The following is a 13,183-nucleotide window of genomic DNA, read 5'->3' on the forward strand; positions in this document are numbered from 1 at the left end:
TATCTCTAAAAATAATAATAAATAATATTTATATTCCCGTATGGAATATTTATTTATTGCAAATGCAATGGCCTCACAAGGCTGCCAATGCTTTCGTTCAACTAAGACCGCAGGCGTGTTCCTCGCTGTTTCCCACACAACAGCAGCCATGCAATGTTGCTGCCTCTTCAACACCGTGCCGTCATGACAAAAACCCATCTCGCGCTTGAGTACGCGGGGTTTGGCCGATTGGCATGGAGTCTGCTTCGTCGCCCTGGAATCCATTGAATCCCAGGGGGCGACGTGATCGCTGATAAATATCCACTGATTGCCAACGACCCTTTGGAAACCCCTGCGCGGGTCAGCGCAGACTCCCTTGGCTCTGCATCGATTCATGCTATCGCGCTGGAATTTCGCGCGGTCACCAAACGTTACGAGGGGAGCCGGTCAGGCTCCAGCAACGCGGTTGAGCAAGTGAACCTCGCGGTGCGGCGTGGCGAAGTGCTTTGTTTGATGGGTACATCCGGCAGCGGCAAGTCGACTTTGCTGCGCCACGTCAATCGGTTGATAGAACCGAGCAGCGGCGAGGTGCTCATCGACGGTGAGGTTCTGAGCGACTTGACGCAGCCTGCGCTGCGCCAACTGCGGTCGCAGCGCATCGGCATGGTGTTCCAGCATTTCGGCTTGCTGCCGCATCGAAGCGTGCTCGACAACGTGGCCTTGCCCCTGGAATTGCGCGGTGAGCCGGAGAGTACGCGGCGCGCAGCGGCACAACGGCAGTTGCAGGCGGTGGGGCTGAAAGAGTGGGGCGAGCGTTTGCCCCACGAGTTGTCTGGTGGCATGCAGCAACGTGTCGGGCTTGCGCGAGCACTGGTCACCGAGCCTGACATTCTGCTGATGGACGAACCCTTCAGTGCACTGGACCCCACCATCCGCCGTGATTTGCAGGGGCGCTTCCTGCAACTGGTGCGCGAACGGGGAATCACGACGCTGCTGGTGACCCACGATCCGGGTGAGGCGTTACGTCTGGCAGATCGTATCGCCGTCTTGCGCGGTGGTCGGCTGATTCAGGTCGGCACCCCTGGTGAATTGCTTGAACAGCCGGCGGACGAGGGGGTGGCGGATTTCTTCGACGATCGGCCGCATATCGGCCCGAGCATTCCCTCGCCTAGTGACGAGGTGCTCAGCGAGCCACCGTCGGTCGAAGTGCAAGCGCGCTCGACAAACCATTGGATTCGCCAAAGCGTGTTGGGCCCGGCAGCGCTCGCTGACGCCGGACGAGGTGGCCTGTTCTGGCTGGCGCTGCTGCTGGAGTTGACGGCCCTGGCCGTGCTTGCTGGCGCGTGGCGCGAGGGGCGGGGTGGCTATCGGCCGCAGCACTGGCAGTGCTGCTGGTCAATCGCTTGGGTTGTGCTTGGGTGAGCCTGCACGGCCACGGCCGTGACTCCCTGGGCGTCGCTTTACCCTTGGCGCTGCTGCTGGTGAGTCAGGTACTGACCGTATGGCGCGCCCTGACGCCGGATGCTGCCGGGGCACTGGTGCAGTTTCCCGCCGATCGCGACAGTATGCTGGCAGTTGCTGGTGCCATCGACACGTTGATTGGCTGGTCTCAGGTCACGTTCGAGAGCGTATTCGTCGGGGTGATCGTGGCGGTGCGCACCGTCATTGATGGCGTTGAAGGTGCGCTGGGCTGGATTCCGTGGCCGGTACCGGCGCTTGCATTGGTCTACCTGGCCTGGCGCTCTGCCGGCGCGATCCTGGCCCTGACGACTGCGTTAGCCCTGGGTTATATCGGCCTGTTCGGTTTCTGGGAGCGTACGATTTCCACCATCGCCCTGGTCGGCGCTTCGGTGCTGCTGTCGCTGCTGATCGGCATTCCCACCGGCATTCTCCTGGCCAAGCGGGCGCTGGCTCGGCGCTTGGTCACGCCGCTGTTGGATGTCATGCAGACCTTGCCGACCTTCGTCTACCTGATTCCGGCAGTGGCCTTCTTCTCGGTCGGTAAGACGCCGGCGGTGATCGCCACGGTGATTTTCGCCCTGGCGCCGATGATCCGTCTCACCGCCCTGGGTATTCAGGAGGTGCCCAAGGCCGCGGTGGAGGCTGCGGTCGCCCATGGCGCAACGCCCTGGCAGACGCTCACCCGGGTCGAGTTGCCATTGGCCTCCGGCTCTCTGTTGCTGGGGGTGAACCAGACCATCGTGATGAGTCTGTCCATGGTGGTCGTGGCAGCACTGATTGGTGCCGGAGGCCTTGGCTACGACGTCATGACCGCCTTGCGCAACATCAAGGGTGGTGAGGGCGTCCTGGCCGGTATTGCCATTGTTTTTTGTGCCCTGGTGCCCGACCGGATCATTCAGGCATCCCTTCGCAAACGTCATCATTCTACTCAGGAGTAACAGGTTCCATGACCCGATTCCTTTCCCGCGGGCTTGCCGGGTTCGCTCTGCTGGCCGCACTGGTACCAGCGACAGCAAGCTTTGCCAAGGACAAGATCGTTATTGGCGAGCAGAACTGGACCGGCGCCATCGCCATCCAGCACATCCTCGGCGACATCATTTCCAATCGCCTTGACGGCGATGTTTCCTACCTGGCCGGTGATCTGCCGGTACTGTTCGCCGCCGCTGCCAAGGGTGACGGCTCGGTGGACGTGCTGACCGACATCTGGCTGCCGAACCAATCAGCAGCCTTCGCCAAGTACGTGACCGGCGGTACCCGTTCGCTGATCCCCAACAAGCAACCCTATGTCGGTGTGCAGGGTTTCTACATTCCGGGCTACATCCAGGATCGGTACAACGTGAAGTCGGTATATGACCTGAAGAAGCCAGAGATCGCCAGGTTGTTCGCTCCGCTGGGAGGTGGCAAGTCCCAGCTATTGGTCGGGCCGGCAGGCTGGGAGTCGACCTACATCGGTCAGATCAAAGCCAAGGATTACGGTTTCGACGGCAACTTCGAGTCGGTCTCCACGGAGGCCTCGGTGACTTACGCCAAGCTTGATGCTGCCTACAAAGCCGAGCGTGGTGTGATTTTCTACGCCTACACACCGGACTGGATCTTCTCCGCCTATGACCTGCGCCGTCTTGATGAACCGCAATTCGATGGCTATGCCCAGGACAACAAGAAGGGCGACCCGCTGTACAAGGCTGACGGCTGCTGGAAATTCATCAGCCCGACCGTGGATGCCGACTGGCTCAACAAGAGCAGCATCACCTGCGCGTATCCCGATGCGAAGGTGCACATCCTCGCGTCTTCGGCGCTACGCCAGCGTGCACCGCGGATTTCCGCCTTTCTGGAAAACGTGAGTATCGATCCGGCATCCCTCAACGACCTGATCCTCAAGATCGAGCGTGAGAAGCAGCCGGCGGATGCGGCGGCCAAAGCCTGGGTCGCCGCCAATCAGGCGACCGTCGATCGTTGGTTGAGTGCCACTGGCACCCAGGTGGCTGCCCAATGACTCGACGTGCCTGGACGCTGCTCGATGGTGGGATGGGACGAGAACTCAAGCGGATCGGCGCACCCTTCCGGCAGCCGGAATGGTCGGCACTGGCGCTGTTCGAAGCGCCCGAATACGTGACGCAGGTCCACCGAGCGTTCATTGCCGCCGGGGCCAGGGTGATCACCACCAACAGCTATGCAGTGGTGCCGTTTCACATTGGCGAGGAACGCTTTGCCCGCTCCGGGCGGGCGCTGGCTGAACTGTCCGGGCGGCTTGCCCGTGGCGCTGCCGAGGAGGCGGGGGCTTTGGTGCAGGTCGCCGGTTCGCTGCCGCCGGCGTTGGGGTCGTATCGCCCGGACCTGTTTGATCCAGTCCGTTCCCAGGCCATCCACCGTGAATTGATCCGCGGCCTGGCGCCCCATGTGGATTTCTGGTTGGCGGAAACCCAGAGCTCCCTGGCCGAAGCGCGCGCCGTGCACGCGGCCCTGGACGGCGATGGCAAGCCGCTCTGGCTGTCCTTCACGTTACTCGATCCCGACACAGAGCACGCGGTGCCTTTGTTGCGCTCGGGCGAAAGCGTGCAGCAGGCAGTTCTGCTGGCCCTTGAACTGGGGGCCAGCGCCTTGCTATTCAATTGCAGCCAACCGCAGAGCATGGGCGCAGCGCTGCGCAGTGCCAGACAGGTGTTGAAGCAGGAAGCTCGCGAGTTAGCACTGGGTGTCTATGCCAATGCCTTTGCGCCAGTACGTGAAGATGCCCAGGCCAACGAGACGCTGCTCGATATTCGTGGCGACCTAGGGCCTGAGGCGTACCTGCAGTGGGCGCAGCAGTGGGTCGAGGAGGGGGCTGGTATTGTGGGCGGCTGCTGCGGCATCGGTCCGGAGCACATCGCCCGACTTGACGAGCATCTGCAAGCCTGCAAGCAGGGGATGGAATGAGCGAAACAGAGGAGGCCGCGCTTGGCGAAGGCTGTTTCTGGCGGCTGGAGCGGGCGTTGCGCGAGCTTGGCGGTGTGATCGACAGCCGCGTCGGGTGAGGCAGACGGGCAGCGAAGTGCGCCTCGCCGTGAGCAGGCAGGCGAGCACCTCGCGATGCTCGCCTGTCTCGAGCCAAGTGATCGTCTTGCGGCCGCTGACCCTATGCGTAAGCACCTGGAACAAGCTCGCCGTCGTAAACTCGCAGCGGCGTTCTTCGAGGCGGTTGAGCTGCCTGTCAGGGTGTTTGTCCTGGCGGCCCTCGATAAGCATTGACCAGGGCTGCTACCCAAGTATCAAACAACCCTATCAGCTGTTTACGTCTACAATCATTCGACCCCGGTTTTTACCATCCATCAGATCATTAGCAGCGGCAATTGCGCCCTCAAGGCTAATTTCTCTGGTCATCAACGACAGTGTGTCGAGATTCAGCTGATCGGACAGCCTTTCCCAAGCCTCGACGCGCCGCTCGAAGGGCTGAGTGACGCTGTTGATGCCGAGCAGGCTCACCCCTCGAAGGATGAAAGGAGCAACGGTTGCCGGGAAATCCATTCCCTGGGCCAATCCACATGCAGCTACCAAGCCTTCAGACATTGTGCTTGCGCATGCATTGGCCAGGGTATGGCTGCCGACCGAGTCGATAACGGCTGCCCATTTTTCTTTCGCCAATGGACGCCCTGGGGCTGAAAGCTCGGCCCGATCGATGATGGTCGTTGCTCCCAGGCTTTTCAGATAAGCCTCTTCGCTGGCTTTACCTGTGGCTGCAGTGACGGTATACCCGGCACCGGCGAGAAGGCTAATGGCAAAGCTACCGACGCCGCCGGTGGCGCCTGTGACCAGCACCGGCCCATCGGAGGGTTTCAGCCCATGGCGTTCCAAAGCCATCAAGCACAGCATGGCGGTGTATCCAGCGGTGCCGATGGCCATGGCTTGGCGTTCGTTCAAGCGCTCAGGGTGGGGAATCAGCCAGTCGCCGTTCAACCTCGCCTTTTGAGCAAGTCCGCCCCAATGGCTTTCACCCACCCCCCAGCCATTGAGCAATACGCGATCGCCAGGTTTGTATCGAGGATCGTCACTCGCTTCGACAGTGCCCGCGAGGTCGATACCCGGCACCATCGGAAACTGCCGAACGACCGGCCCCCTGCCGGTGATTGCGAGCGCATCCTTGTAGTTCAAGGTGCTGTAGGCCACCTGCACCGTCACGTTTCCGCTGGGTAGCTGATCATCCTGCAGCTCGGTGAGTCGGGCCGAGTACTTGTCTTGCAGCTTCTCAATCAGAATGGCTTTGAACATGCTTTATCCTTATTTAGACCGACTGTCTTTAAATTGCCCGAAAGGAATCAACGAGTGATTCCCGTCAGAAAACCTTGGAAAAAAATGTCCAGGGGGCGGACATGCTGCGTCAGTCGTGCCCGAAGCACGGCACCCTCCCAGCCAACCCAGAAATAGGCCGCGAGGGCTTTGCAGTCATGTTCGCAAGACACCTCGCCCTGCTTGACCGCCTCCTCCAGGCAGGTTGACAAGCGCGCCTCCCAGTCCTGAAGCGTCAGTTCCAGTTGTTCACGGAAGCTGGCGGGCAGCACCAACACCTCCTGGCCAAGGTTGCCGACCAGGCAGCCTCTGCGGAACTGGTACTTGGCCATCCCGACCTTCGCTTCTTCAACGAAGTTGGAAAGCCTTCGCAGCGGTGACACGCTCATGTCGCTGAAGCAGCGATCGAGTTTTCGAGCGAAGTAATCGGCATAGCGCTGCAGTACCGCTTGGCCGAATGCTTCTTTGCTGTCGAAGTAGTGATAGAACGAGCCCTTGGGCACCTGGATACGTTTGAGCACGGTGTCGATGCCGGTGGCAGCGAAGCCTTGCTCGGTGAGGATTTCCATGCCGCAGCGCAACAAGAGCTCGAGCGTTTCGCCATGCTCACGCGCGATTTTGGGCGGTCGGCCCCTTCGAGGGACAGGTTTGGCGCTATTCATGCGTTGTAATTTAGACTGTTCGTCTCTAATGTCAACCGCAGAGCGATTCGATTCCCGATGAGCCTAGTGTTGGATGCGTTATGAAAAAGCGTTTGCCGCCCCTGAACTGGCTTCGAGCTTTTGAGGTTTCTGCCCGGCTATTGAATTTCACCCATGCTGCTGAGGAACTCAATCTCACGCAAGCCGCGATCAGTCAGCAGGTCAAAGCTTTGGAGTCGCAGTTAGGCCAAGCGCTTTTCAAGCGTCTTCCGCGGGGACTTGAGCTGACGGAGGCAGGCAAGTCCTACTTCCCGGTGGTCAGAGAGTCGGTTGAGCGCCTCGCTGCATCGACGGATGAGATCTTTGGGCTGGGGCATCGAAGCGTGCTCAGCATCCGCAGCAGTCTGGTGTTCTTCACACATTGGATAGCCCCCCGATTACCCCGATTTGGAGCAAGACATCCGGATGTGAGCATTCGAGTTGCAAGTAACATCTGGGTAGATGAAACAGAGTTCGATGCCGATCTGGAAATCAGGTACGGGCAAGGGCGCTGGCCTGGCATGAAGGCTGAGCGACTGACGTGGGACACGCTTGTGCCCGTGTGTTCACCTGCATTGATCACTGAGGAACGCCCGTTGCAACGCCCTCAGGATCTTGCGCTGCACCCCTTGCTGCATGTGCTGGGCTACGAGGAAGGCTGGGGTTATTGGCTCAAGAAGAATAATGCAGAGAGCGTTGATTCGTCTCAGGGGATGCAGTTCGATACCCTTATTTCGGCATTGACGATCGCTGAGCTTGGCCAAGGCGTCGCTTTGGCGCGGTCTTCACTGGTCAAGCATCTCCTGGACGAGGGCCGCCTTGTCGCCCCCTTGGACGGCATGTACCGACCAAAGAAGCGTTCTACCTGGTTTATTCAGCTCACAGCATGGTCAATCCCGATGCGGCGGCTTTTGCCCAGTGGCTGTGCGAAGAGGCCCAGTCTTTCAAGGAGGCGTCCAGTGCTGAAGAGGACGGACATCCCCAGCAATAAGCAAAGCACCCGTGCAATAAAAAAAATGGCCCCTTAGGGCCATTTTTTATTGCTTTCGCGTTGCCTGCGAATTTCTGAAAGTAGCAAGCACATCGCAAGCCCTTGGAGGGTGCAGTCGTCCAGGGTCCGGTCAGTACGAGGTCTCAATAACAACAATAACCGCGCCGGCGAATATCGGCGGCCCGGGCTACCTAGGGTTATCCTCATGCAGCAAACCAACCAATTGCCTTTGCAAGGCGTCAATGTCATCGATTTCGGGCAGTACATCGCAGGCCCTGCGGTCGCGATGATCCTCGCTGATCTTGGGGCCACAGTCGTCCATATCGACCCCCCGGATGGGCCCCTATGGGACAGCCCGGCAAATGCCACGCTCAACCGCAACAAGCTGTGCATGCGCCTGGATCTGAAGGCGCCAGAGGGGCTGCAGCAAGCTCGCGAACTCATCTCCCGTGCCGATATCGTGATCGAAAATTTCCGGCCGGGGGTCATGTCCAGATTGGGCCTCGATTTCGCAGAGCTGCGACGTACTCGCCCTGAGTTGATCACCTTGTCGATTCCAGGGTTTGCCAGCGATGACGAGTTGCGCGCGCAATGGCGTGCTACCGAGTCGGTGATCGCTTCGGCCTCTGGTGTATTCACCGATATGGGCCAAAACCGCGTGCTGATGGGCATCAACCCTAGTTTCTCGCCACTTCCCCTGGCGTCAGCGTACGGCACCATGCTGGCTGTGTCGTCTGTGGTACTTGCTTTGCAGGCGCGTGAAAAGAACGGTGTTGGCGATCAGATCGAAGTGCCCTTGGCATCTGCGGTGATGGAAGGCCTGTCGTACAACTCGATCAAGATCGATGGTTACCCGCTGCGCTACAAGACCCTGCGTGAGAAGGAGAGCGAGCGTCGTCGGGCAGAGAACCTGCCGATGAACCTGAGCTACCAGGATTTGCAGGAGTACCTCGACCCGTTCTACCGGACCTATGAATGTGCCGATGGCCGTAAATTCTACGCCGTTTGCCCATCGCATCGGGAGCATGCCAAGCGCTGTTTGCAGGCTATGGGCATCTACGAAGAAATGGTTGCCGCCGGCTTGCCGAAGGTTGATGACCCCTACCTGCCGATTGATCAATGGGAAGGGAATGCATCCCTGGGCGTTTATCCTTTGCCTGCCGATTGGGCTGCACGTATCTCGGCTCGGATGAAGGACGTGTTCTTGACTAAAACCGCGGCCGAGTGGGAAGTCATCTTCGGTGAAGGGCGTTTCCCCGGCGCGCCGCACAGGTCTACCCAGGAGTGGCTCCATGACGAGCACTCGAATACTGCTGGTTTGATTGTCGAGGTCAATGATCGCGAGTTCGGCGTCATGAAGCAGCCTGGCCCAATTGCCTGGTTGGAAGGTTGTTCAGAACCCATGCTGAAGCCTGTTTCGCGTCGCGATGTGCGCTTCGAGGAAGCGATGGCAACGCTGTCTGAACGCCCTGTACGTGCATTGCCGCCTGCCAAGCTCGACAAGCCTGCCGGTTGGCTGGAAGGTGTCAAGATCCTCGACCTGACGAACGTGATCGCAGGGCCGCACTCGACATCGTTCCTGGGCCGCTTCGGGGCAGACGTCATCAAGCTCGACCCTGTCGTGCCCAATTATGATCCGTGGAATACCGTGGTCTTCGGCATGTCGTCGGCACGTGGCAAGGAAAGTGTTCTGGTTGATCTGAACAAGCCCGAAGGGCGGGACGTTTTCAATCGTCTGGTGCGGGAGGTCGACGTGATCGTCATGAACGCGCCTGATCGCCAACTGGCACCGCTGGGCCTGGATGAGGCGAGCCTGCAGGCGGTGAACCCTGGTGTGATCTTCTGTCAGCTTGACTGTTTCGGCGGCCCACGTCGCGGCCCTCGTACAGATTATCTGGGGTATGACGACCTGATCCAGGCCACCACCGGCATCATGCTGCGCTTTGGTGGCGGCATGGAAACGCCGGAAGAACATGCTCACGTTGGCACGATCGATGTGATGTGCGGGTTTGCTGCTGCGCTGGGCGTGGCAACAGCGCTTTATCGCAAGCATCACTCCGGGCAAGCTTACCGTGCTCGCACTTCACTGGCATCACTGGGCAATCTGGTACAGATCCCGTTCTGCTACGACTATTCAGGCCGGGCGCCCTTCAATGAGCCGTCCGGGCGGGACGTGGTTGGCTACAGCGACCTTTCCCGGTTCTACAAGACGGCGGATGGCTGGATCTACCTGGATGCCTGCGAACAGGAGTTGCACAAGTTCGCGGCAATCGATGAGCTCAGCGGGCTGGCGGCGGCCACTGATCGTGTTGCCTACCTGAAATCCGTCATCGGCCGCATGAGCAGTTCGGGTCTTCAAGCGCGTTTGCAGGCTGCCAACATAGCTGCTGCGGTACCGGACAACATCGATCACCTGCGCAGCCAGTACAGCCGTACCGCTGATGGCCTGCCGGGTACTGAGAATGGCAGCTACTCCTTCAGCATCTACAGCGACCATCCGAGCGGTCATCGGGTTACGCAGCTGGATCCTTATGCCATTCGCCCGCGGGTAGCGCGAATTCGAGCGCTGCCACCCGCTGAAAAGTTTGGCGCTTCGACTCGCAAGGTATTGGGCCGCTACGGCTATACCGAGGCGCAGATTCAGTCGCTCCTGGACGCCGGCGCAATCGGTGATTCCTGGAGTGAGGAATATCTGCCCAGCTGACTCCTGAAGGCTGGTCAAGGGGTGCGCCTTCGAGAGGTCCCCCTGGCTTGTCGACTTACCGTGCAAGCGAACACGAGCCAAAGGCTGCTCGCGGGCGCGTTCATGCCCAAGAAATGAGATAGAGCCATGACTTACAACAGCATCCTCCCACGTATCCTGCAAACCGGTGCCGGTGCCAGCCAGCAAATCCACCAGGTCCTGGCCAGCCTCGGCTGCCATAAGCCACTCATCATCACTGACCGAATGATGGTTGAGTTAGGTTATGCCGGTCGTATCAGCGCCGTTCTGGCAGAGCACGCAATAGACGTCGACGTGTTCTCCGACACGGTCCCCGAGCCTACTGTCGCTTCGATTCAAGCCGGCGTAGCAACCGCCAGGGAGGGAGGCTATGACAGCATCATCGCACTGGGCGGCGGAAGCCCGATCGACAGCGCCAAAGCGATTGGCATCCTGGCCAAGTTCGGCGGGGTCATGCGCGATTACAAGTTCCCGCGCAATGTCACCGAAATGGGTTTGCCGATCATTGCCATTCCAACGACTGCCGGCACTGGCTCCGAAGTCACCCGTTTCACCATCATCACCGATGAGTCGACTGACGAAAAAATGCTGTGCGTCGGCGCCGGCTTCATGCCTGTCGCAGCACTGGTCGACTATGAGCTCACGCTCTCGTTGCCGCCTCGCGTGACGGCGGACACCGGTATCGATGCGCTGACGCATGCCATCGAGGCTTACGTCAGCAAAAAAGCGAATCTGTTCAGCGATGCCCAGGCACTGGCCGCCATGCGCCTGATCGGGCCAAACCTTCGCAAGGTCTACCACGACGGGGCCGACCGTGTTGCGCGAGAGGCGGTCATGCTGGGGTCGACCCTTGCAGGTCTTGCTTTCTCGTCTGCGTCGGTTGCTTTGGTGCATGGCATGAGTCGTCCCATCGGTGCCGCATTCCATGTGCCTCATGGCTTGTCGAACGCCATGCTGCTCCCCGAGGTGACGGCCTTTTCAATCCCCGCTGCACGTGACCGGTACGCGGATTGCGCGCGTGCAATGGGCGTCGCTACTGAAAGCGATACGGATCAATCCGCAGTTGAAAAACTGCTGGAAGAGTTGGTGGCTATCAACGACGAGCTGAATGTTCCCACCCCGGCACAATTCGGAATTGATCGCGAAAAGTTCTTTGAACTGATGCCAACCATGGCCGCTCAGGCGCTGGCTTCCGGTTCACCTGGCAATAACCCGCGTGTGCCTACCGAGGCTGAGATGGTCGAGCTTTACCGCAGCCTTTGGTAGTCGAACAGCAACGCAATACTTGAATAACAAAAAGTGGAGTTTCACATGAATACTGTCGGTCATCTGATCAACGGCGAAGCCGTTCTCGAATCCAAGCGCACCCAGGATGTTTTCAACCCCGCCACCGGCCAAGTGGCTCGCCAGGTTGCGTTGGCATCAAGCCACACGGTAGAGCACGCCATCGCTACTGCCGAAGCCGCTTTTCCAGCCTGGCGCGACACGCCCCCTATCAAGCGGGCCCGCATCATGTTCCGCTTCAAAGAGCTCCTGGAACAGAACGCTGATGAGATCTGCAAGCTGATTGGTGAAGAGCACGGAAAAATTTCTCATGATGCGGCGGGCGAACTGCAGCGAGGGATTGAGAACGTCGAGTACGCCTGCGGGATCGCCGAACTTCTGAAAGGCGAACACAGCAAGAATGTCGGCCCGAACATCGATGCCTGGAGCGAGTTCCAGCCGCTGGGCGTGGTAGCAGGCATCACGCCGTTCAACTTCCCCGTGATGGTACCCCTGTGGATGATTCCAGTGGCTATTGCGGCGGGGAACTGCTTCATTCTCAAGCCTTCTGAGCGCGACCCAAGCTCTACGTTGTTCATTGCCCAATTGCTGCAGGAAGCAGGTTTGCCCAAGGGTGTGCTGAATGTGGTGAACGGCGACAAGGAAGCGGTCGACATCCTGCTGCGCGACGCGCGCATTCAGGCAGTCAGCTTCGTGGGGTCGACGCCGGTTGCCGAGTATATCTACGCCACCGCCACGGCCCACGGCAAGCGTTGCCAGGCACTGGGTGGGGCCAAGAACCACGCGATCATCATGCCAGATGCCGATATCGACAATGCGGTTAACCAGCTCCTGGGCGCTGCATTTGGCTCGTCCGGTGAGCGCTGCATGGCGCTGTCAGTCGCCGTTGCCGTGGGTGACGCGGCAGCTGATGCGTTGATCGCCAAAATGAAAGAAGCCATGAAAAACCTGAAGGTGGGCGCTTACACCGACAGCAAGAATGATTTCGGCCCGGTGATCACCCGGCAGCACCAGCAAAAAGTGGTCGGCTACATCAACAGTGCTGAAGAGCAGGGTGCCACGGTGGTTGTCGATGGACGTGAGCCAAGGGTCGCAGGCTACGAGGAAGGCTTCTTCGTCGGTGGCACGTTAATCGATCACGTTACCCCAGACATGCAAAGCTACAAGGAGGAGATCTTCGGCCCGGTTCTGCAGGTCATGCGTGTCAACAGCATGAAGGAAGCCATGGCGCTGATCGACACACACGAGTACGGCAATGGAACGTGCATCTTCACCCGAGACGGCGAAGCAGCTCGCTACTTCTCCGACAACATCAAGGTGGGCATGGTCGGCATCAACGTTCCTCTGCCTGTGCCCGTCGCTTACCACAGCTTCGGCGGTTGGAAGCGCTCGTTGTTCGGTGACTTGCATGCCTACGGGCCGGATGGCGTCCGGTTCTACACCCGACGCAAGACCGTCACCCAGCGCTGGCCGTCGTCAGGTGTTCGGGAGGGCGTTGAGTTCTCCATGCCGACGATGAAGTAAAGGCGGGACAAGATGTGTGCCTGACTGCCGTCGGGCACACATCTTTGTGTGGTGTTAAGGCTCACGCGTAGTCGTGCTGCCAGGGTTGTCATGTGCGGTTTTAGGTTTGTTTGGCTGTGCCGCTGAAATAATAATTAAATAAAATTAGAGGCGAATATGAATAATAAGCACAATATATGTTCGGGAAAGGCTGGCGGCCTTTCATTTCTCCAAGGGACTCGATCCGTTCGGGCAGGGGTTGCAATTCGTGCTTGACGTATTGGTATTCAACAGATGCTTGTT

8 protein-coding genes and 2 pseudogenes are annotated in these 13,183 nt (G+C 59.3%); 8 read left to right on the top strand and 2 right to left on the bottom strand.

All coding sequences use genetic code 11. The annotated features are described in order from the left end of the window. Nucleotides 1–378: 378 nt before the first annotated feature. The 4 genes and pseudogenes from C4Q27_RS24445 to C4Q27_RS29475 all read left to right on the top strand — a co-directional run bounded on the left by C4Q27_RS24445 (nt 379) and on the right by C4Q27_RS29475 (nt 4,451). Nucleotides 379–2,378 (top strand): annotated as a pseudogene (locus tag C4Q27_RS24445) (ATP-binding cassette domain-containing protein). An 8-nt stretch (nt 2,379–2,386) separates the two neighbouring features. After that, a complete protein-coding gene (locus C4Q27_RS24450; RefSeq protein WP_104887482.1) occupies nt 2,387–3,433 on the top strand; it encodes a glycine betaine ABC transporter substrate-binding protein in 1,047 nt (348 codons plus the stop codon). Then, nucleotides 3,430–4,353, top strand: coding sequence for a homocysteine S-methyltransferase family protein (locus C4Q27_RS24455; RefSeq protein WP_020193690.1), 924 nt, complete (start codon nt 3,430–3,432; stop codon nt 4,351–4,353). Before C4Q27_RS24450 ends, C4Q27_RS24455 begins: the two co-directional genes overlap by 4 nt. Then, nucleotides 4,350–4,451: a peptide-methionine (S)-S-oxide reductase gene (locus C4Q27_RS29475; protein ID WP_177410021.1), complete on the top strand. Its 102-nt coding sequence runs from the start codon at nt 4,350–4,352 to the stop codon at nt 4,449–4,451. Before C4Q27_RS24455 ends, C4Q27_RS29475 begins: the two co-directional genes overlap by 4 nt. A 247-nt stretch (nt 4,452–4,698) precedes the next feature. On the opposite strand, the gene C4Q27_RS24460 is transcribed toward C4Q27_RS29475, so the two are convergent. Then, entirely contained in the window at nt 4,699–5,682 is a 984-nt protein-coding gene (locus C4Q27_RS24460; RefSeq protein ID WP_064493299.1) for an MDR family oxidoreductase, read from the bottom strand. Nucleotides 5,683–5,729: 47 nt separating this feature from the next. Then, a complete protein-coding gene (locus C4Q27_RS24465) occupies nt 5,730–6,269 on the bottom strand; it encodes a TetR/AcrR family transcriptional regulator (protein WP_104887483.1) in 540 nt (179 codons plus the stop codon). A 173-nt stretch (nt 6,270–6,442) separates the two neighbouring features. Between C4Q27_RS24465 and gcvA the strand changes: the two are divergent. From gcvA to C4Q27_RS24485, 4 genes and pseudogenes are all read left to right on the top strand, one after another. After that, nucleotides 6,443–7,371 (top strand): annotated as a pseudogene (gene gcvA, locus C4Q27_RS24470) (transcriptional regulator GcvA). 205 nt (nt 7,372–7,576) lie between these two features. Next, nucleotides 7,577–10,075 carry a CoA transferase gene (locus C4Q27_RS24475; RefSeq protein WP_064493296.1) on the top strand — a complete coding sequence of 833 codons (2,499 nt, stop codon included), beginning with the start codon at nt 7,577–7,579 and terminating at the stop codon, nt 10,073–10,075. A 126-nt stretch (nt 10,076–10,201) separates the two neighbouring features. Beyond that, nucleotides 10,202–11,359, top strand: a complete 1,158-nt coding sequence (locus C4Q27_RS24480; RefSeq protein WP_020191699.1) for an iron-containing alcohol dehydrogenase — start codon at nt 10,202–10,204, stop codon at nt 11,357–11,359. A gap of 45 nt (nt 11,360–11,404) precedes the next feature. After that, complete coding sequence (locus C4Q27_RS24485) at nt 11,405–12,901, top strand: CoA-acylating methylmalonate-semialdehyde dehydrogenase (protein WP_064493295.1); 1,497 nt, start codon at nt 11,405–11,407, stop codon at nt 12,899–12,901. Nucleotides 12,902–13,183 lie beyond the last annotated feature (282 nt).

The sequence above is a fragment of the Pseudomonas sp. SWI36 genome (genome assembly GCF_002948105.1).
Lineage (GTDB): Bacteria > Pseudomonadota > Gammaproteobacteria > Pseudomonadales > Pseudomonadaceae > Aquipseudomonas > Aquipseudomonas alloputida.